We start from the raw sequence: 20,180 nt of genomic DNA on the forward strand, positions 1-20,180 counted from the left end.
ATAGGGTGAAGTCATGCCGGGTTTGAACATTAATATCTCTGGGGCACTGACCGACTTTGCGGGCTTGTTGACAACCATGCGGGATGCAGGCGTCGAATACGCTGAAACGGGTGCTCTTTCTTACTACACCGAAGTGGCATTGAGCACTGCAATAGGTGCGGCTGTAGCGGATTTCCTGCCTATCGCCAAAGATATCAATGCCGAGTTCCCTGGCCTAGGACTGCTTGGTGCAACCGCCTCACTTCAGAGCGACATGAATGCTTATTCCTCATCTACTGGTGGTAATAGTACAGAAAACCTCGGTCATCTTCTTCAGATTGTGGGAGATTGGGTTCAATTAATCGGTAACGTTCTTAGCATTGTAGCTCAGCCAGAATTTGGGGTCCCAACTGCACTTGGTGGCTCAATCATGCATGAGATCGGCACAATCCTGTTGAACTCGCAAAAGAAACCGCAGGCACCTACAAAACCGACACAAAGCGATCCTCTGGTTCTTGACCTTATTGGAGCCGGGATAAAGCTGACAGATCTATCTGGTTCCCCTGCCTATTTTGATTACACCGGAACTGGCGTCCGGACCGAGACTGGCTGGGTTGCGCCCGGAGAGGGGCTGCTCGTGATGAATCCCGTCGACGGGCAGACTGTAACCTCACAAAGCTTACTTGGCGCGCTTTCGGGCAATGGCTTCTCTGACCTTGCCGCTCTTGATTCTAATAGCGATGGGTTTATCAACTCGGATGATACTTCATATTCCCAGCTGAGAGTTTGGGTTAATACCTCCGGAACCGGACAATCGTCGGCCGGGGAACTATTTACTTTAGCTCAGTTGGGTATAACATCAATCGGCGTGAACTCATTTACATCAGGGCAGTTGGTGGATGGAAATACCGTCGTGGCAACTGCTACTTTCACACGAGAATTGAATGGAATTTCCTCAACCAATACAATTGCTGAGGTGAATTTTCAAACTACTACTCAGATACCGTCTGGCGCCGGTGCGGGCGTCACGGTAAGCGAAGATGCGCAAAAGCTGCCAGATCTGGTTGGTTTTGGGTTTATGCCGGATCTGCGAAACGCAATGTCGGAAGACGCGACATTGGAGCAGATGGTTTACAATCTGGTGATGAACTCGGCAAATGTGACGAGTTCGCAATTCAGTGCGGCGTTCCAGGATATTTTGTACGAATGGGCAGGCGCAGAGAGCGTAAGCTCCACCGCTTACGGGTCTTTCATCGATGGTCAGCATATGGCTGTCATATATGCATATTTCGGAATCGACCCGAATACAGATCCCCAGTATATGGGTTGGGAACCGAACTGGCATAATGGGCCGTCTGTTTGGGAACCCACGTATCAAAAAATTCTGCAATTTTACGAGTTGGCATTTACCACGCAGATTTATCAATCTTTAGTCGATAACGGTGTCGATGCATCTACGGCAATTAGCAACCCATATGCACTGTTTTCCCTCGTTGGTTATGATTCTAACTCGAATGAATTGACCAGCTCGACTGACGCTCTGGCTTCAACTATTGCGGGGATGATTGCCAACATCGGTCTGGATTCAATTGCTTCTACAGCAACGTGGCAACAGATCCTTACAATAGTGAATGCACCATTTATCTGGGGATCGGGCACGGCTCCCGACGGATACCAGAAAGATGGCAGTGGCAAATCGGTGGTCCAGACGATTATTGGGGATCTATTGACGCAAAATGCGTTCAATCTTACCCAACTGCAGACCGTAGCCAGCCTATTTTCTGAATCAAGCGGTTTTATCGTCAATGGCGAAAGTGCTGGAGCCTTGGCTGTTCAGGAAACCTATGACAGTATCATTTCTCTGGCCGCGGGCGACAATATAGTCGCAGAGAACGGCGGAAATATTTTGATTGCTGGCGCAAATGTCGCATCGGTGAACTTTGTACAACCGGCTTCCTATTTTTACGGAATGCTCGACGCTCCTGTTGGTGCTACCGCAGGGTATGATGGTGTCGTCATTGAGAGGGACAGTTCTGTCTCGATCCAAGGATATTCTCACTTAAACAGTAGTGTCGACAGCGATGGAGTTGCGCCATTCACTGATACTTTGGTTATCAATTTCAGTGATGGAACTTCCCTCGCCTTACAAAGCTTTTTTGACCCGACAGACGGGACAACAGCGGGGTATCTTGTTTTTAATGGAAACGAAATTAATATCCTTGATATTGATGACAGTCTGTTCGCGTCCGAGATGGGAACCCTCGGCTTTACGCAACCATGGGGCGGGCGTGTAACTGCTAATAGCGAAAACCAAGTTTTGTACGGGTCCGAGACTCAGACGCTTGCGGGCAAGGAGTGGCTCGCATCGGGGCTTCCCAGTTGGTATACTGAAGGATACGGCTCGGGTGCGACCTTTGTTGCAGGTCCAGACGATGTAACAATGGTCGCGGGTGCCGGAAGCAATACTTATGACGTCAATTTGGGAGACGGAAATGTTAACGTAATCGGCGAAAGTTACGAGTCGTCTTCCGGGGTCCTGGTTCTTGGCAATGGTATCGATTCATCGATGCTCTCCATCACCCGGGTGGCGTCGCTTGGTGGAACTTTCAACGGTATGGCACATACCGGTGGTAACTCCGCACTTCCGTTCGGTTCAGTGGCAGACGAGGCCAACGATAAGCTGTCCTTTAACCTTCCCGATCTACTCATTTCTATTGCAGGGACTGACCAAACAATTCGGCTGAGCAACGAAGACCAAAGCCTATATGCGTTAACCGCATCAAATGGGGTAGGTGTGGGCCAGATTCGGTTTTCCGATGGTACCGTCTGGAGTCTTGACGATATACTCTCACGGGTTGATACATCAGTGGTTTCGGCGGCAGCGACGTCTCTGTACCCAAATGTGCTCCTATCTCAAGGATCATACGGTGATGATGTGCTGCAGGCTAGGCCGGGTTCTGTCGTATTGGCAGGTGGTTACGGCAACGATACCTATGTGGTCAGTTCTGGTGATAATTCGGTTATCGTGAACGACAGCCTCGGGGGTCTCTCCGGGGGCGGCAGCGATGTTAACTTACTTGAATTCGGCGCCGGTGTTTCCAAGGGCGATATAGTTGTCAGTCAAGCGGAAAATGGTGAAGACATTGTACTCACCGATTTGGTTGATGGTTTGACCGTCACACTTGCTCATCAGTTAGATGGGCAGGCTGGCTCGATTATTTCCGAAGTTCGTTTCGCTGATGGCACCAGTTGGTCAAATGCTGACATGTATGCTGCTTCAGTGAATACAGCGGTAGCCGAGTCCCAGAAGGCTATATTTGGTTCAACGACACTTACTGATACTTATGGGTTCGTGGATCTGCCGGGGGTGTACAATGATCTGCCCTGGAATCTCTGGCCTACGCAATTCGTCTGGCTTTCTCCATTTCAGTTCTCGACGGCTGCAATTTATCAATTCGGGGCAGATGACTCTCGCGTTGATGCTCAAGTCGATGAGGCATATTACATTTACGACGGAAATTCGAACTACACTATTGATTTCACCAATAGTACGTCTGATTCGGCAAGTGTGTTCATTGGATCATATTCACGAAACCCCAATTTCGATTTTTGGGGATTTGCGGATATGAAATCATCCTATAGTGCGGATGGTAATAGCATCGTTTTGACGGCGTCCGGGTACGGTGGTTCAATTACCCTCGAGAACATCGTGCCTTTGGGTGGTATTCAGTCAGTGTTCAACGTCTATGTATTGGACCGCACCGGTAGTTGGGGATGGGATGATTTCCTTACACCTCAATATCAAACTGCCGAGAGTGGCGACACTACGATCACGGTGACACATAACTATCTCACTGTGGATACTAATGGCTTTGCTGACAGAGTGAACAGCAGCGGCGATGGTGAAACCTTCATCTACGGACGAGGATATGGCGCCGTTACCATCGACGAAGAAGATACCGCGAGTTCACCGAACAATACGCTAAAACTGGAATACCTCAGTATTTCGGACGAGGCTGGATTTCAGAATTATACAATCGATGAAGATGGTGATCTATCTATCGATTTTGGGTCTGGTGATGTGTTAACTATTCTACATGAATATAATGCTGATGGCACAGTGTCGGCGGACGGAATCCAATTGGGAGGAAATTTGGGGGCGCTTGCACTGGAGCAGCGGGAATTCAACGCGGTTTCTGGACAGTCTGGACTTGTCGGTGATGGTTTGGGTGGCGTATTTGACCCGAAGGGCTATGCAAACTCGGTCAGCGATAGCGGAAGTAATGTTGACACGATCCTTTACAATCGCGGTTATGGGACTCTGACGATCGGTGAGCTTTCCAATAACGGGAACAACACGCTTGAGTTCGGAGCAGGAATTTCGTTCCAAGACCTCAGCTTTTCTCTGGACGGGAGCGGTGGGATCATCATTTCGCTCGGTTCTGGCGACCAGGTTGACATTGTTAATGCTGTTGGGCTCGTCCAGCCGCTTAATGGCGGCTATGGTGTCGCCAATCTGCTTTTCGCTGACGGAAGCACTGCTTGGTTCAACAAATCTTGGAACTGGTCTGACAATGCTTGGTCGCTCGGAGTGACCGCACAGTCTGATGATGGCTCGTCGATAAGTTTAGATACGTCGAGCCTGCTGCAATCGACGTTGACGAGCCCTGCTGGCCCCGCAACATTTACAGCAGAGGGAGCTGTGCAGAATATTGTCGGAACCGGTGGTGCTGACCAGATCAATTATGAAAAGGGCGATGGAGCTCTCACTGTCAGTGAACTGAGCACGAATGGTCCCGCGACAAGCGTTCTCAACGTCAACGCGTATGGTCTGATTTTCAGCGACGATATCTGGGCGCAGGGGAGCGGCCCCGCGTTAGCCTTTGCCATGGATGATACCACGAGCGGAGGCGGCGACGACGCGTATGGTGGCGGTGATGATTCTTATGGTGGAGGGGATGATTCATACGGCAGTTCCAGTTCGGTGCCTGAGCTTGGGGGCATGATTGGCGTGACTGCCAATGACGCAGGCGATGTCACTCTTTATTTTGGTGATGGGGACCGTGTGACCTTGCTTGGGCAACTTTCTGATAGCAGTGGAGCGTCAGGTGTCTCCCAGATTGTTGCAACCGATGCGTGGGGCTGGATCGATACCTGGACCAACGCTGACCTACAGAATGCCTTGGCCTATGAGGCTGAGACCGGAGTGGTTCCCGACGGTCTAAGTGCTGATGGTGGGGGATCCGCGCCGATTTCGAATGTCGTGATGATGGCAGCGGCCGTTCCCACTTCATCGGCGGCGGGGACGGCAGTATCTGGCAGCGCGAGTACTCTGAGCGGGGGCGATACTTCGTCCACGCTGGATGGGAGTGCGGGGAATATGACGATTGCTGCTGGCTCTGCAGGAGATACCCTCGTAGGTGGGAATGGGGACACACTCATTGGGGGCTCAGGCTCTGATACGTTTGTGTTCCATGCTGGCTTTGGACAAGAGACCGTAACTGGTTTCATGCCTTCTGGACCCACTGCAGACGTCTTACAGTTTGACACGAATGTGTTTTCGGACTGGGCCCATTTGTTGGGAGCAACGGTGCAACAAGGGAGCGACCTACTTATTACCCTTGATGCCAGTGATTCTATTTTGGTTAAAAATATGGCGATAAGCAGCTTTTCTTCTGCAAATGCCCATTTTGTGTGATTGTTAAATAAAGGTCATTATTTTACGATCTGATTTTGGATAGTTTGTGACCCCGCTGCATTAAAATGCGGCGGGGTTTTGCGGCTTGATGTGTATGTTAGAACCGCTTGTGCGTGGGGTGTGACTCTCCTGCCGCTTGGTCCGATCTTAGTTTATTTGGTTAGCACGTTTGAGATTTGTGAATTTTTCCGAGATTGCGGTACTCCTAAACGCGTGTCGGAAAAATGGGCCCGCGCACCGTCATGACCGAGGCGTTGTATGGGCGTTGAAGTGCTGTCACGTCGTCATAGCTTCCTTGTAACCATAGATCATGATCCTCCGGGCGTACAATCGTGATCATGGCTTTGGAGTGGATGGGCTTCACCAGCTCGTTGGCATCACAGGTGACCATGGCGAAACTGTTGCCTTCCTCGGTTGCCTGCCAGAACCCGGCAACGGCGAAAACCGGTTGATCCGTCACCGAGAACCACATCTCGCCCTTGAGCGGCGGTTTGCCGTCGCCCAGATCGTGCTTGTCGGGTGTGAACTCGCAGAACTCGGTGAGGGGGATCAGGCAGCGGTTTTCCGGCTTTTCGGCCAGCTTGCGCCACTGGGGGAGACCCAGGTTACGGACATTAGTCATCGGATAGGGGGCATTTCCGCCCAGCACATCCCAACTCATGATGTCCCAGGCCCGCTCACCCTCCGCGCGTTCACGGATGACATAGGCACGGCCCTTGGGGCGCAGTTCCTGAGGGTGAAAACGGTTGTCGCGGGGCTGTTCGCAGAACAGCTTGCTCGCTGCTCCGAAAATCGCCTCGGGCTCACCCTTGAATCGAGCACGGTTGCACATGAAGCCATCCTATCAGCATCACACGGGAGGGCAAACCAGCCCCTAGTGAAAATCCCGGGTTCGCACCTTGATCGATTCGGTCGGCTGTTCTGGGATGATGCCAGATCCAAGCCGGAGGTCAGGGTCGATCAGGCAGCGCCCTCGGCCCAGAGTCTTGTCGGATCCGTCGCGCTGATCAGGCGCGCCACCATGCTTGACCGCATCGGCGCGCGCCACGAGGTAGAGCCCATCGTCATCCCTCCCGCCGACCGTGGCAAGCAAACTGGAAAGATCATCGAGCCGCTGCGCCACCACATGGATGACATCGCCCTCGCGCTGAACCTGGCCACGTACACCCATCATCCGGGCGTTCAGCACCACCTGCCGGTGCTGCTCAAAGAGACTGGGCCAAACCACGAGATTGGCCACGCCTGTCTCATCCTCCAGCGTGATGAACATAACCCCCTTGGCCGAGCCGGGCTTCTGTCGGATCAGCACGATCCCGGCCAGATTGATCCAGCGCCCGTCCATGAGGTTCATCAGATCGCCGCATGTGACCATCTTGCGCTCGGCCAGATCGGCGCGGAGGAAGGAGACGGGATGGGCGCGCAGTGAGAGGCTGGTGGTCCGGTAATCCTCCACCACCTCCTCGCCCTCGCGCATGACGACCAACTCGACCTCCGGCTCGATCGCCTCCTCGCGCAGCTTGCCCGCGCGCTCGTCGGTGGCCGCGAAAAGGGGGAGGGGGGCATCGCCCAGCCCCTTGACCGACCATAGACCCTTTCTGCGGGAAAGATCGAGCGAGCCAAACCCGCCCGCGTGACCGATCCGCTCCAGCGCGCGCCCGCTGACCAACGCCCGGCGCTGGATTTCCTCGACCGAGCTGTAGGGCTGATCGCCGCGCGCCAGCACGATGGCTGCGCCATCGGCATTCTTCAGCGTGTTGACCATGCAGAAGCCGAGACGGACCGCCAGATTGCGCCCGCCCGTCGGTTCAAGCGTGCAATCCCAGCGGCTGTAATTGACGTCGACGGGTCGGACCTCGACTCCATGCTCGCGCGCATCGCGCACGATCTGCGCGGGCTGATAAAAGCCCATGGGCTGGGCGTTAAGCAGCGAGGCGCAAAACACATCGGGGTGATGGCATTTCATCCAGGCGCTGGCGTAGGCAATGAGGGCGAAGGAGGCCGCATGGCTCTCGGGGAAGCCGTAGCTCCCGAAGCCCTCGATCTGCTTGAAGGTCTGCTCGGCAAATTCGGCACTGTAGCCGCGGGCGACCATGCCATTGATCAGCTTGTCCTGAAAATGCGAGACGCCGCCGGTCATCTTGAAGGTGGCCATGGCCCGGCGCAGCAGATCGGCCTCGCTGGGGGTGAAGCCCGCGCATTCGATGGCGACACGCATCGCCTGCTCCTGAAAAAGCGGCACGCCCAGCGTCTTTTCCAGCACGCGCTGGAGTTCCGGCTTGGGATAGGTGATGACCTCCTTGCCCTCGCGGCGCCGAAGATAGGGATGGACCATGTCGCCTTGAATGGGGCCGGGACGGACGATCGCCACCTGAACCACCAGATCGTAGAAGGTGGTGGGCTTGATGCGCGGCAGCATGGCCATCTGCGCGCGGCTCTCGATCTGGAAGGTGCCCAGCGTATCGGCCTTGCGGATCATGGCATAGGTCCGGGGGTCTTCAGCCGGGATGGTCGCGAGATCCAGCGCAATGCCCTTGCTGTCTTCCAGTAGCACGAAGGCGCGCCGCATGCAGCCCAGCATGCCAAGGCCGAGCACATCGACCTTCATCAGGCCGAGGGCATCAATGTCGTCCTTGTCCCATTCAATGACTTGGCGGTCGTCCATGGCGGCGGGCTCGATGGGCACCAGCTCGTCGAGCCGATCATGGCACAGGACAAAGCCACCGGGATGCTGCGAGGTATGGCGCGGCGTATTGATGAGATCTCTGGCGAGATCGAGGGTGAGCTGCAAGCGCCGGTCGGTGAGATCGAGGTTCAGCGCCTGCGCGTGCTTCTCCTCGACGCCATCCCGGCTCCAGCCCCAGACCTGGCCGGACAGGGCAGAGCAGATGTCCTCGGTGAGCCCCAGCGCCTTCCCGACCTCGCGCACGGCGCCCCGGGCACGGAAGCGGGTGATGACCGCCGTGAGCGCGGCATGGTCGCGCCCATAGTGCTCGAACACCCACTGGATCACCTCTTCGCGGCGCTCATGCTCGAAATCGACGTCGATATCGGGCGGCTCCCGGCGCTCGGCGCTCACGAAGCGCTCGAAGAGCAGCTCGGATTTGACCGGATCAATCGAGGTGATGCCCAGCACGAAGCACACCGCTGAATTGGCCGCGCTGCCGCGCCCCTGGCACAGGATGCCCCGGCTGCGCGCGAAGCGCACGATCGAATGCACGGTTAGGAAATAGGAGGCATAGTTGAGTTCGCGGATGAGGCGCAGCTCATGCTCCAGCTGGCTCCGCACCTTGTCGGGCGTCCCATTGGGATAGCGCTCGGGAGCCTTCTCCCAGGTGAGGCGCTCCAGCTCCTGCTGCGGTGTTAGACCGCTCTCGCCCACCTCGTCGGGATAGGTGTAGGTCAGCTCACCCAGATCGAAGCCGCAGCGCCGGGCGATCTCGACGCTGCGGTGGACCGGGGCAATGTCGCCGAGATAGCGGCGGAACAGCCGCTCCATTTCCTCGGCGGGTTTGAAGTCGCGATCGGCAAAGCGCTCCCGGCGCTTGCCCAGCGTGTCGATGGTGCAGCCTTCGCGGATGCAGGTCACCACATCCTGCAGCATGCGCCGCTCGGGACTGTGATACAGCACATCGCCGGTGGCCACGGTTGGCACGCGGGCGGCGGCGGCCTGGGCGACCAGATCGCGCAGGCGGATGGCGTCCTTGGGGCGCCGCCGCAGCGTCAGCGCCATATAGGCCCGGCTCGCGAAAAGGCGCCGCAGGCGCTGCAGGGCCTGCTCATTGGCGGCGTCCGCCCGATCGGGGAGAAGGATGGCGATCAGACCCTCATGCCAGTCTTCCAGATCCGACCAGTGCAGCTCGCAGGCGCCTTTGCCCGCCCGGCGTTTGCCGATGGTGAGCAACCGGGAGAGGCGGGCGTAAGCAGCCTTGTAGGTCGGATAGACCAGCAGCGATGTGCCGCAAACCAGATCGAGCCGGGCACCTGGTATGGTGCGGATGCCGGTCACCTTCTGCGCGTCCCAGGCGCGGACCAACCCGCCAAAGCTGTTGCGGTCGGTGATGCCGATGGCGGGCAGGCCGAGCATTGTTGCGGCCGCCGCCAGCTCCTCGGGTGACGAGGCCCCGCGCAAGAAGCTGAAATGCGTCGTGACTTGCAGCTCGACATAGCGCGCGTCGGCGAGTGGATCTTTGGCCGGCGGATCGTCGGCGCCGCTCATGCGAAGGCGCCATGGATGAACCAGCTCATCGGGCCCGTCGCGCGCTGTGTGCCGTCGCCCAGGCGGTAGATCCAGTAGCGTCCGCCGTCAGCCGTCTCGACCTGGAAATAGTCTCGCACCGACAGTGGGGTTTCGACCTCTAGACCCTCCGACTGCCACCACTCGCCATGCAGGCGCTCGGGGCCATCGGCGCGCGCCACGCGGTAGCGCTTGCCGCGCCAGACGAACATGGCGGGCGGATGGTCGGGCAGCATGGCGGTGACCTCTACCTTTTCGGGCGGAACGATCATGCGTGAGGGGCGGGGCAGGGCAGCGTCCCAGCCTTCAGGCGCGGCGCGACCGAGCGGCGGCACCAGATCGATCTCACGCTCGGGCATGCTGCTCGACCGGGCGGTGGCCTGATAGAGGTGGCGGGCGCCGAAGCGATTGGCCAGCGCATCGATGAGGGCGGGGAGGTCAGGACCGCGCCGCGCGGCGAGGGCATCGGCCTGGGCTCCGGCAAGCGGTTCGGTGAGCGGTGACACCAGCGTCATGGCTTCGACGCCCATGCCCGGTTCGATGGTGTCGATCTTCTGGCCGAGCAGCTTGGCGAGATGGGCCGGATCGCGCGACGGCTTGGCCGTGCCGACCCGGATCGCCTGCCAATGCCCGTCGACCCGCTCGACATAGAGATCGAGGTGGCGCGCGCCGAGCCCTGCGCGCAGCAGCAGGGCGGCGAGATCCGTCGTCAGATCGCCGATCACATGGGCGAAGGCCTCGGCGGTGCCGATCGGTTCAAGGAGCGAGCGCCGCGTGCGCGGCACGTCAGCCGCGAAGATCGGCTCGATCGGTTCGGGCAGATGGCCCAGCGCCTGGTCAAGCCGCTTGTGGAGCTGCAGGCCGAAGCGTTTGGCCAACGGCGCGCGGGCGGCGGCCATAAGCTGCTCGACCCGTTCGAAGCCCATGCGGCGCAGCTCGTCGGCTACGCCCGGCCCGAGGCGCAGGGCATGGACGGGGAGAATGGCGAGTGCGCTGCGCGCCTTGCCCGGTTCGATGATGGTCGGGCGACCGGAGGGCACCTGCCGCGCCACGGCGTGCGCGCAGCCTGCGGTGTCGGCGACAGCGATCTGCGCGGTGAAGCCCGAGGCCAGGACGCGGCGGTAGAGGTGCTTGATCAGCGGCGCTTCACCTCCGAAGCGCTCGGCGCAGCCGGTGATGTCGATCCAGATGCCGTCGGGCGGATCGGGCGCGGCGACGGGCGAATAGTGGCGCGTTGCCCAAAGCGCGAGCCGCTTCAGCCCTTCGAAATCCTCTTCGGGATCGCCGTCGATCACCAGAAGGTCGGGCGCGAAGCCCCGCGCTTGCGTGAGCGTCATGCCGGGGCGGATGCCCAATGCCCGCGCCGCCCTATCGACCGAGGCCACCACGCGGCGGCCATGATCGGGCAGCGCGGTGACAAGCGGGGCAGGGGCGGAGGCAGGAGCCAGCGATGCCGCGCTGTGAGCAGAGCGGTCAGGCTGCTGCCTGAGCTTCCTGACGATCCGGTCGGTCGACCAGTTCGGCAGGAAGAGCGATACGACCCGTCGCATCACAGCCCTCCACGATCCAGAGTTGCGGTTCATCACCGCGCACGCGCTCCAGCGCCAGCGCCCAGCGCGGGCGGGCAAGGCTCGGAATGCCCAGCGCTTCACTGGGATGGGCGCGCAGGCGCCAGCGCGTGACAGCGGCTGTGCCCGAGGCCGGAGCATCGAGCGGCAGAGCGCGGCGGAAGACGAAGGCGGGCACGCCGGATTTCTCGGCGGCAAGCTGCAAGCGCTTGGAGGCGGTGGTTGAGAGAGCTTTGACCTCGCCCACCACGCCGCCCAGGCCCGAATGGCGCAGGCACTCCTCCATGGCGGTGAGCACATTCACATCGCTGCCCGCTTCCACATAGATTACCCGGTCCGGAGAGAGGCCGGCAAGATCGAGGGCGGGGGCAAAGAGGTCGCGCCAGCGCAGGCACCAGAACACCGGGCCCTCGGTGCGCGCCAGAATGCCGGCCAGGAAAACGGTGGCGGCGGCATCATCGGCTAGAGCATTGCTACCCGCCAGCTCATGCAGCGCAGCGCAGGACAGCCCGCCGCCCGGCAGGCGCGCGTCGATGCTTTCCAGCCCGAAGGGCAGCACGGCCTTGGGCGCAGCGCTGCCTTCGATTGTGGCGATCTGCTCGCGCAATTGTTCAAGGACGGCGGACTGGCGCATGGGAAGATGGAGACTCAGGAAGGGGACTTTCGTTCCTTTTATGTTCCATCCATGGAGGGGGCAGAGTCAAGGGATGATGCTCGCGCATTACCCAAAGCGGGGCAGAAGGGCTAAATCCAAACGATATAACGCTTATAGCCAGAGATCCAATTGCACAGCTTTTCCACCGCCTTGTCCCATTCTTGCCCACAGCCTGGCACAGATTGGGCGGCTTTCAGACCATGCTGCTCCCCAGCGGATAACGTAGAGGGTGGCGGGGGGCGGAGAAGGTCGAAAAGCGAGGCAGCAGGCCAAGCATCTCCCATGGAATATGTAGCGTAGAGGTCTGAAGGTGCTGGATCCATTAGGTGGAAGCACGTGTTTGAGGTTATTAATGGTGCGTTAATTTTCTTGGTCCGCGAAAAAATTGTAGATTTACGACGGGCACTCAAAGTTTATGTGATTTTTATATATTTTCGTTCAGAAAAACTCCCGCTATCAAGCCCTTATCTGGCATCGGGAGCGATTTTTCAGCTGCATGAACAGGGACGCAAGGGACGGTGTGGCGCGCTTTTGCGCGCTTTTTCTCTGTTCGCTAATGAGCTGAATATCTTTTCGGCGTGAGGGGCAAGATATGAGCCGTGGCTGGCGCCTAGTAGCGTCTCCGCGAAACGGACTGCCGCCGCTCTAGCGGCGCGGGATCTTTTTGTTTGCCTTGCTCCGCAACGATGCCACGAGCTTATGGAACGTGGCTTGAGGTGGCGGAGATTGAGTGTGGCGCAGGATGATCAAGTAATCGAAGTACCTACTGTGGCAGCTTCCGCCAGCAGCGAGGAGTCTTCCGGATCAGTTGGAGCCTCATCTATCAACCCTTTGCAGCCAGAGATGCTCGCAAAGATCGAAGCTATGCGCTCAAAAATTCAATTAAGCATGGGACAGGTCGTTCTCGCGATCATGGATCTACCCAGGTATCGCCATCAGTCTCTTAATGACCTTAAGCACATCGTCGTCCAGCCGCTTTTGCAAGATCGTCTGGCAATCGCTCATAGCAGTGTTGTAATGCCAGATGGATCGACGGCGTTGGAGAAGGACCACATCGTTGGCATTGCCATTTGGGCGAGCGCCTCAGATCAAGTAGATGCAAAAATCTCCGAGCAAATAAAATCGAACGCTTTCCCGATTAGGTTGGGCCCAGACGATTGGGTAAGCGGCGAAAATATCTGGCTGCTTGATGTAATTGCGAGCGACAGCAAGGCCGCAACTTCTGTATTGTTGAATTTTCGTAAGTTGGTCGGCGAAAAGACCATAAAAATCCACCCAATGATTTCAGGCCTAATCGATCAGGACGTTCTTGTGCGTCTGCGCGAAAGCTCCGGCGCTGGCCGCCGGAAAAATCAAACGATAACTCCGAATGAAGGGAAGTGAATATGTCAAACGAAATTTGGCTCAGCAGCTTCCGCAGAAATTCGGAAATCGGCTTTAAGCAAGGGATTAGGTGGAGATACTCTGAAGGTGAATGGACTAAGGCGCGCCATGAGATCGAATTATCCGATCTAAAATTTCGTGACGAAGTGAAACGAAATGCGTCGGCATACAGCGTGCCAGACGAATGCTTCCCGAAGGAAGTCGCGGTGTGGGACGAAGAAGCGTTTTCCGAAGTCGGAGATGTATTCTATGTTGCGGGATTTTTAGCAGCAAGAGGTGCTTTCGCCAAGGTGCTCGCAGAGTGTGATCTGGGTGATACAAAGCTTTTGCCATTCGCTTTAAAAAAAGCCGATTTAATAACGCCCGCTGAAAGTGGGTGCTATTTCGTTAATTTAGGGAGTCGTAAATCCACCTTCGTTCCGGAAAAGAGCGCTCTTCGGAAGAATAAGTACGCAGACCGGTTTTTGGGTGAGCCTATTTGGGAGCTCGGCTTCGGCGCGTCGGATGGCGACATAACTTTGAAGGCTGATGCGCTTCAGGGTCCTGATATTTGGGTCGAAGAAAAGGTTTCTGGCGCTGTATTCTTCAGCGGAGAAATTGTTTCGAAGTTATCATCACTTGATGTGTATGCCGATCTCATGCTCTCAAAATGCACTGTCGAGGGAGAACGGTAATGGCAGCTTCCTCAGACAATATTCTTGTTTATCAGGTTCAGCACAAAATCCCTCTTGAAATTCAGAAAATGGCAACGCCTGACGCTGTCGAGGCGATGGAGTTTTTGGCGTCTGTAAATTTTAATTATGAGGCGGTATGAACCGCGCCGGGTTTGCCGGAGGCTGTTTGGTTTAAGTTAGGCAGCCATGGAGACGTCGTCCAGCATGGCGTAATAGAGTTCTTCGGCCTCGGCAGGTGGTATGTTGCCGATCGGTTCAAGCAGTCTTCGGTGGTTGAACCAGTCCACCCATTCGAGCGTGGCATATTCGACGGCTTCGAAGGACCGCCATGGCCCGCGCCGGTGGATTACCTCAGCCTTGTAGAGGCCGTTGATGGTCTCGGCCAAAGCATTGTCATAGCTATCCCCCACGCTGCCGACAGAGGGCTCGATGCCCGCCTCCGCCAAGCGCTCGGAATAGCGAATAGACACATATTGCGATCCGCGGTCGCTGTGGTGAATGAGGCCGCCACGATGCACCGGGCGGCGCTCATGGATGGCCTGTTCCAGCGCATCCAGCACGAAGCCGGCATGAGCGGTGCGACTGACCCGCCATCCCACAATATAACGAGCATAGACGTCGATCACGAAGGCCACGTAGACAAACCCCGCCCATGTCGCGACATATGTGAAGTCAGACACCCAGAGCATGTTGGGCGCCGGGGCATGGAACTGTCGGTTGACGTGATCGAGCGGGCATGGCGCGGCCTTGTTGCTGACCGTCGTGCGCACGGGCTTGCCCCGGATGACCCCTTGCAGGCCCAGGTCTCGCATCAGACGCGCGATGGTACAGCGGGCGACAGCAAAACCCTCGCGGTTCATCTGCCGCCAGACCTTTCGCACGCCATAAACCCCAAAGTTCTCAGCGAAGACGCGCATCACCTCAGGCTTCAGGCGCTGATCCTCCCGAGCGCGGTCCGACAGCAACTCTGGATTGCTTCGCTGTGCCACGCGGGCCCGATAGGAGGATGGGGCAATCGGCAGAACCCTGCAGATCGGCTCGACCCCATACTCATCTCGATGCGCATCGATAAAAGCGGTCATCGTTTGAACGGGCGGTCGAGCTCCGCCTGGGCAAAATACGCCGACGCCTTGCGCAGGATCTCGTTGGCCTGGCGCAATTCACGGTTCTCGCGCTCCAGCGCCTTCAGGCGATCTGCCATCTCGGTTGGCACACCGGCCCGCTTGCCGCTGTCGATCTCGGCCTTCTTGACCCATTCGAACAGGGTCTGGGGAACGCAGCCTATCTTCTCCGCGATCGACACGATGGCTGCCCAGCGAGAAGGATGGTCACTTTCGTGATCCAGCACCATGCGCACCGCACGGGCGCGGACCTCAGGCGCAAACTTGTTCGTCGTTTTGCTCATATCGGCTCCACTTTCTCAGAAGTTGGAGCCTCCGGCAAACCCGGCGCGGTTCACTACGCCGCATCGCCTTGCTCTACGCCATCGAGGGCGAGGTGCGCGGCGCGCCCGCAGAGCAGCGGCAAGCCATCCGCAGGGAGCGATCCCGCGCCATCGTGGAGGATTTGCGCCAGTATCTTGAAGCCCGCAACCGGCAAGTCAGCCCCAAGGCCAAGCTCGGCGAGGCAATCCGCTACGCACTCACGCGGTGGGATGGCCTCATCCGTTTCCTGGACGACGGCCGTATTGACCTGGACAGCAACACCGTCGAGCGCGGCATCAGGCCGCTGGCCCTCAATCGAAAGAATGCCCTGTTCGCAGGCTCTGACGAGGGTGGTGACAACTGGGCGGTGATCGCAACGCTGATCGAGAACTGCAAACTCAGCGGGATCGATCCGCATCGCTGGCTGGCTGAAACCCTGACCAAACTGGCCAACGGACATCGGGCAAATCGGGTCGATCAACTCATGCCATGGAGCACTGTGGGTAACCCTGATGCGAAAGCCGCCTAGGAGAGATCGACAGAATATGCAGGAGCCTCTATAAAGAGCTATGAGCAAAATAACTCAGCAAGCCGCTCTGTGCTACCCTACTGGGCATTCCGATGGGATAGTTACAGCAAAATTATTCAACTGGACGGGCCGCGTGCTCATGGCTCCGCGAACCCACCTTGCTGAAGCCCTCGCACGCCACGAGGCAAGCAATTCTGGTCTGTATTTGCTTTTGGGTGAAATCGAAGGAGAACACCACGCATATATTGGACAAGGCGAAGACATCGGAACCACTATAAAGTCCCATGATATGGACAATGATTGGTGGGATCGTGTTGTTTTCATTACAGAAAATTCAAACAACCTTAGTAGGTCAGAGATTAGCTATTTGACCTCTCGAATGATGGAGCAGGCAAGAGAAAATGCCCGGATACACTTGAGTAGTGGCATGATTTCATCGCCATTTTCGATTGGCGAGTCCGGAAAAGCCAATATGGAGGTTTTCCTCGAAAACCTCATTATGGTTCTACCTTCTGTTCAGGTAGACATATTTATTGAGAAAGATCTCACCTCCGTGTCATCTTCGCTTTAAGCGAGGGTGAAGATCTATGTGGGCGTTGTTCAACTCTATTTGGGGAACCAATTTCAAGACATAAGTTCGTCCCAGCGCGATGCGAGACAATCAGCTGCGATCTTCTCGTTGGCATCTGCAATGTAGGCTTGAAGCTCAACTCCATTGAGCTTGCAGGTTTCGATGACGGAATAGGTGACTACGGCGCGCTCGCCTCCGACCTTTGATCCGACGAACAGCCAGCTCCTACGGTTATGCGTAGATTTCCATAAGCGAAAGAATGCTCTGTTCGCTGGCTCCGACGGCGGCGGCGACAACTTGGCGGTGATTGCAACGCTTATCGAGAACCGCAAACTCAGTAGCATCGATCCGCATAGGACACCCTGGCAAAACTAGCTAACGGCCATCACGCAAATCGGGTCCATGAACCATGCCATGGACGTCTATGGGTTGAAAACACCGCTTACGGTGCAGCAGGATGCCCTATCAGTTAGGTCTGACCCGCTTCTGGTTGAGTACAGTTGCAAGGTCTTCAGTTTTCACCCATTCGCCAGTTTTGGCTGGCATCTCCAGATCGGTTTGATCGAGCACCTTGCTTTGCGTCTCACCGTCGACTTGCAAGAGTGTCACTGCTTTGACTGCGATCTGCGTGCCGGCCACTTTCTTTCGGAACAATCAGGCACCCTAACTCCCGGCTAGTCTGACATCCTGTTTTGGTCAGGTGAGCGGCGGCCTCGCCAGCGCTCGCAGTGGCTCGATCCTCAATAATAATCACGGTTTGCAGAATATAAAATATACCTAAAAATGGTGATCGTGTGATGTTCTTATCGTTGCAAGTCAATGGCCAGAAAGCTACCTGAACGCAACGGTTGGGCACCCAGGGGGTTTTCTTGAGGAACATGTTCTATTGGCTCGCGGCTATCGCGGGTCTTTGCGGTTGTGTGTCCGCGCCAGCTATGGCGCAGGATCGTTCGGCGACCAAGCAGGGCTTCGAGCTGCCTGCGCACAGTAACAAGCGGATTCTTGTTTTCCGCCCCGCCATTAGTGTTGGCGGGCAGTCAATGGCAGGCATGTTCGAGCCCAATGCCGATTGGACCGAAAAGGCCAAGGTGAACATCCAGCGCGCTTTGGAAATGCGGCAGGCTGAACTTGGCAACACCGTCATCGCGGCGCCGGAAGCTTATGGTGACCAAGCGCGCGACCTGCAAGAGCATATGGCCCTGTTCGCCGCCGTTTCACAAGCCGTGATCGAATATCAGTTCTTCACCGGCAATCGCCTACCCACGAAAAAGCACGACAATAAGGCTGCGGTTTTCGACTGGTCGTTGGGTCAGGGTGTCGCCAAATTGCCTGGAGCGCAGGACGCCGATTATGGCCTCTTCATCTACGACAAGGACGCCTATGGCTCGACCGGTCGCAAGGTGTTGCAAGTTTTTGCTGCGATGGGCGGTGTTTCCGTCGTCTCCGGCGAGCACAAGGGATACGCCGGACTGGTCGATCTGCATACCGGGGATCTCCTTTGGCTCAATGCCGACGTTGAAATGGGCGGAGACGTGAGGGATGCTGAAGGCGCGAAGAAGCGCGTCGGACAGTTGCTCAAGAAATTTCCGGGCAGCCAGATTGCCGATGAGCCGAAGCAGTGAGGCGGGCATGCTTTTCCGCGATGGCAGGGCTCGCAGGGATGGCAGCGCCAGTCGTCTTTGCGGCTAGCGCACCGCTGCCCCCGCCTTATGCTGGAATATATCAGCCCCAAGGCGTCGATGAAGCTGGCTGGTGGCGTGAGGATGATGAAAGCGAACGTTCTCTTGCTGCATCCCCTTTGGTCATTCGCGACGAAAAGCTGACCGCCTACGTCAAAAAGGTGCTCTGCAAGACTGTCGGGAACGACCGTTGCAACAGCGTCCGCGTCTACATCATCCGCGAGCCAACCTTCAACGCATCAATGTCGCCGAATGGCACCTTGCGGGTGTTCAGTGGCCTTTTATTGCGGGTGCGCAGCGAGGCCGAACTTGGCGGTGTCCTGGGCCACGAATTCGGGCATTTCGAGCGAAGGCACACATTGCAGCATTTCCGGTCGGCAAGATCCGGTACGGACATGCTTGCGTGGGCGACCGTGTTGGCCAGCATTGCCGTGGCAGCTAGCCCGCACAGTGCCTACGCGATCCGCGATAACTACCACGACCTCCAATTGTCTGTTTACGGCAACATCTACCGCCATGGTCGCGACCAGGAGCGCGAGGCCGACCATCTGGGCATTTCCTACCTGAACAACAGCTCGCTTCGCCCCCAGGCATTTTCCGTGGTTTGGCAGAACTTTATGGCCGAGACGGAAGCATCCGCACGTGTCCGGGGGCTTCAAAAGCCCAACTTCAAGGCCATTGCATTTACCGCATCGCATCCCCCTGATGCAGAGAGAGCAGGCTATTTGGCCGAGTTGGCCGCACCGGAAGGAGCCGGGCGGGATGAAGGGGCGGACCGTTACCGCGAGGCGCTTGCCACGTGGCTCCCCGTCTTTCTGGACGATCAGATCAAGCTCAACGATTTCGGGGGAAGCGAATTTATCATCGAATCGCTTGCGCAGAACGGCTGGACTGCCGGTCTGTGGTTCGCGCGAGGCGAACTGTATCGCACGCGAGGCAACCAGCGCGATCTGGTCAATGCCGCTGATTTCTACAGTCGGGCGACAGCGCTGGATGGAAGCATGGCCGATGCTTTTCGCGGACTTGGCCTATCGCTGATGAAGATTGGCCAGCGCACAGAAGGGCAGGCCGCCTTGAAGACCTACCTGAAACTGAAGCCGGACGCTGGCGACGCCAAGCTCATCGGCATGATGGTTCCGAAAGAGGAAGTCGTAAAGTGACTCGCAAAATCTCCAACTTCGTGGTGGGCGCCTTCGCTGTTGCATTGGCGCTTGCCAGCTCATCTGCCCATGCACACAAGCTCCGCAAGCAGGGCGAGCGGGTTGCCGTCGCCAAGGAGGCATTTTTCGTCACGCCTACGAGAGACTGGAACGAGCTTTCTATAAGTGCCGGAAAGAATGACGAGAACTGGTCTCTCGACGGGCGCCAGCTTAACGACGTGACGTTCTTCGGGGGCATACCGGCAGGAAGTCCCCTGGTCCGCGAGACCAGCAGCAAGAACGATCCTTTGCCCAAATTTGGCGCAAATACGCTGATCGTGGAGGTGCCCGAACTCCTTGAAGGCACCTATCGCACTGCGAAGAAATCGGGGTCCTTCCAGGTGCTCTCCACAGAGCCGGGCACCTTCCTCGGGCACGATGGCGTGATCTTCACCTACCAATTTTCCGACGAGGACAGCCTCACCCGTAAGGGAGAGGCGCGGGCGGCCATCATCAGCGGCAAGCTCTATATGATGACCTTCGATGCCCCCCGGTTGAACTATTTCGACAAATTGGTGGGTGAATTCCGTGCCTTGGCGGATTCTGCAGGATTGAAGTGATGGGGGGCAACTCTCTCGGGCGGTTCA

The 20,180-nt window shown here is 57.2% G+C and carries 15 protein-coding genes, 2 pseudogenes and 1 other annotated feature; of the genes and pseudogenes, 10 read left to right on the forward strand and 7 right to left on the reverse strand.

What is annotated here, in order from left to right; translation table 11 throughout:
* The first annotated feature begins 13 nt into the window (after positions 1-13).
* On the forward strand, positions 14-5,677 hold the full coding sequence (locus HGK27_RS25225; protein WP_206243587.1) for a beta strand repeat-containing protein: 5,664 nt from the start codon (positions 14-16) through the stop codon (positions 5,675-5,677).
* Positions 5,678-5,882: 205 nt separating this feature from the next.
* Here the strand turns inward: HGK27_RS25225 and HGK27_RS25230 are convergent, their stop codons facing one another.
* From HGK27_RS25230 to HGK27_RS25245, 4 genes are read right to left on the reverse strand one after another with little or no spacing between them, the layout of a single operon-like run.
* A complete protein-coding gene (locus tag HGK27_RS25230; RefSeq protein WP_206243588.1) occupies positions 5,883-6,509 on the reverse strand; it encodes an SOS response-associated peptidase family protein in 627 nt (208 codons plus the stop codon).
* Between the two features lie 42 nt (positions 6,510-6,551).
* Positions 6,552-9,893, reverse strand: a complete 3,342-nt coding sequence (locus HGK27_RS25235; RefSeq protein ID WP_206243589.1) for an error-prone DNA polymerase — start codon at positions 9,891-9,893, stop codon at positions 6,552-6,554.
* Complete coding sequence (locus tag HGK27_RS25240; RefSeq protein WP_206243590.1) at positions 9,890-11,461, reverse strand: DUF6504 family protein; 1,572 nt, start codon at positions 11,459-11,461, stop codon at positions 9,890-9,892. The genes HGK27_RS25235 and HGK27_RS25240 overlap by 4 nt, the downstream gene beginning before the upstream one ends.
* Positions 11,385-12,113: an ImuA family protein gene (locus tag HGK27_RS25245; RefSeq protein ID WP_206243591.1), complete on the reverse strand. Its 729-nt coding sequence runs from the start codon at positions 12,111-12,113 to the stop codon at positions 11,385-11,387. The genes HGK27_RS25240 and HGK27_RS25245 overlap by 77 nt, the downstream gene beginning before the upstream one ends.
* Before the next feature lie 357 nt (positions 12,114-12,470).
* Here HGK27_RS25245 and HGK27_RS25250 point away from each other — a divergent pair, with 357 nt between their 5' ends.
* From HGK27_RS25250 to HGK27_RS25265, 4 genes are all read left to right on the forward strand, one after another.
* Complete coding sequence (locus HGK27_RS25250; RefSeq protein WP_206243592.1) at positions 12,471-12,716, forward strand: hypothetical protein; 246 nt, start codon at positions 12,471-12,473, stop codon at positions 12,714-12,716.
* 150 nt (positions 12,717-12,866) lie between these two features.
* Entirely contained in the window at positions 12,867-13,517 is a 651-nt protein-coding gene (locus HGK27_RS25255) for a toxin-activating lysine-acyltransferase (protein WP_206243593.1), read from the forward strand.
* A gap of 2 nt (positions 13,518-13,519) precedes the next feature.
* A complete protein-coding gene (locus HGK27_RS25260) occupies positions 13,520-14,191 on the forward strand; it encodes a hypothetical protein (protein ID WP_206243594.1) in 672 nt (223 codons plus the stop codon).
* The gene (locus tag HGK27_RS25265; RefSeq protein WP_206243595.1) at positions 14,191-14,331 is read left to right on the forward strand and encodes a hypothetical protein; all 141 of its coding nucleotides are present in this window, start codon (positions 14,191-14,193) and stop codon (positions 14,329-14,331) included. The genes HGK27_RS25260 and HGK27_RS25265 overlap by 1 nt, the downstream gene beginning before the upstream one ends.
* A gap of 36 nt (positions 14,332-14,367) precedes the next feature.
* Here the strand turns inward: HGK27_RS25265 and HGK27_RS25270 are convergent.
* Positions 14,368-15,596 (reverse strand): IS3 family transposase gene (locus HGK27_RS25270; RefSeq protein WP_206237953.1). Its coding sequence is split into 2 segments (ribosomal slippage): positions 14,368-15,308 and positions 15,308-15,596, totalling 1,230 coding nucleotides; the frame shifts between segments, so codons are not numbered across the junction.
* Positions 15,199-15,315, reverse strand: a sequence feature (AL1L pseudoknot). (Overlaps the previous gene by 117 nt.)
* Positions 15,597-15,649: 53 nt before the next feature.
* Between HGK27_RS25270 and HGK27_RS25275 the strand changes: the two are divergent.
* A pseudogene (locus HGK27_RS25275) lies at positions 15,650-16,144 on the forward strand (IS66 family transposase); the annotation flags it as partial.
* Positions 16,145-16,184: 40 nt separating this feature from the next.
* On the forward strand, positions 16,185-16,715 hold the full coding sequence (locus HGK27_RS25280; protein WP_206243596.1) for a GIY-YIG nuclease family protein: 531 nt from the start codon (positions 16,185-16,187) through the stop codon (positions 16,713-16,715).
* Positions 16,716-16,768: 53 nt separating this feature from the next.
* Here HGK27_RS25280 and HGK27_RS25285 read toward each other — a convergent pair.
* Positions 16,769-16,945: pseudogene (locus tag HGK27_RS25285) on the reverse strand (transposase domain-containing protein); the annotation flags it as partial.
* A gap of 235 nt (positions 16,946-17,180) precedes the next feature.
* Complete coding sequence (locus HGK27_RS25290; RefSeq protein ID WP_206243597.1) at positions 17,181-17,354, reverse strand: hypothetical protein; 174 nt, start codon at positions 17,352-17,354, stop codon at positions 17,181-17,183.
* A gap of 239 nt (positions 17,355-17,593) precedes the next feature.
* Between HGK27_RS25290 and HGK27_RS25295 the strand changes: the two genes are divergently transcribed.
* Genes HGK27_RS25295 through HGK27_RS25305 form a run of 3 tightly spaced genes read left to right on the forward strand, consistent with a single transcriptional unit; the run spans position 17,594 to position 20,153 of the window.
* Positions 17,594-18,337 carry a hypothetical protein gene (locus tag HGK27_RS25295; protein ID WP_206243598.1) on the forward strand — a complete coding sequence of 248 codons (744 nt, stop codon included), beginning with the start codon at positions 17,594-17,596 and terminating at the stop codon, positions 18,335-18,337.
* Between the two features lie 38 nt (positions 18,338-18,375).
* Positions 18,376-19,554, forward strand: a complete 1,179-nt coding sequence (locus tag HGK27_RS25300) for a M48 family metallopeptidase (RefSeq protein ID WP_206243599.1) — start codon at positions 18,376-18,378, stop codon at positions 19,552-19,554.
* On the forward strand, positions 19,551-20,153 hold the full coding sequence (locus tag HGK27_RS25305) for a hypothetical protein (protein WP_206243600.1): 603 nt from the start codon (positions 19,551-19,553) through the stop codon (positions 20,151-20,153). Before HGK27_RS25300 ends, HGK27_RS25305 begins: the two co-directional genes overlap by 4 nt.
* Positions 20,154-20,180 lie beyond the last annotated feature (27 nt).

This window comes from Novosphingobium terrae (genome assembly GCF_017163935.1).
In the GTDB taxonomy this organism is placed as follows: Bacteria; Pseudomonadota; Alphaproteobacteria; order Sphingomonadales; family Sphingomonadaceae; genus Novosphingobium; species Novosphingobium terrae.

What these genes read in the sequence shown, in the direction of transcription:
- HGK27_RS25225 (WP_206243587.1), top strand. Translation starts at nt 14, where the DNA reads ATGCCGGGTTTGAACATTAATATCTCTGGGGCACTGACCGACTTTGCG.
- HGK27_RS25230 (WP_206243588.1), bottom strand. Translation starts at nt 6,509, where the DNA reads ATGTGCAACCGTGCTCGATTCAAGGGTGAGCCCGAGGCGATTTTCGGA.
- HGK27_RS25235 (WP_206243589.1), bottom strand. Translation starts at nt 9,893, where the DNA reads ATGAGCGGCGCCGACGATCCGCCGGCCAAAGATCCACTCGCCGACGCG.
- HGK27_RS25240 (WP_206243590.1), bottom strand. Translation starts at nt 11,461, where the DNA reads ATGCGACGGGTCGTATCGCTCTTCCTGCCGAACTGGTCGACCGACCGG.
- HGK27_RS25245 (WP_206243591.1), bottom strand. Translation starts at nt 12,113, where the DNA reads ATGCGCCAGTCCGCCGTCCTTGAACAATTGCGCGAGCAGATCGCCACA.
- HGK27_RS25260 (WP_206243594.1), top strand. Translation starts at nt 13,520, where the DNA reads ATGTCAAACGAAATTTGGCTCAGCAGCTTCCGCAGAAATTCGGAAATC.
- HGK27_RS25265 (WP_206243595.1), top strand. Translation starts at nt 14,191, where the DNA reads ATGGCAGCTTCCTCAGACAATATTCTTGTTTATCAGGTTCAGCACAAA.
- HGK27_RS25280 (WP_206243596.1), top strand. Translation starts at nt 16,185, where the DNA reads ATGAGCAAAATAACTCAGCAAGCCGCTCTGTGCTACCCTACTGGGCAT.
- HGK27_RS25295 (WP_206243598.1), top strand. Translation starts at nt 17,594, where the DNA reads ATGTTCTATTGGCTCGCGGCTATCGCGGGTCTTTGCGGTTGTGTGTCC.
- HGK27_RS25300 (WP_206243599.1), top strand. Translation starts at nt 18,376, where the DNA reads ATGGCAGCGCCAGTCGTCTTTGCGGCTAGCGCACCGCTGCCCCCGCCT.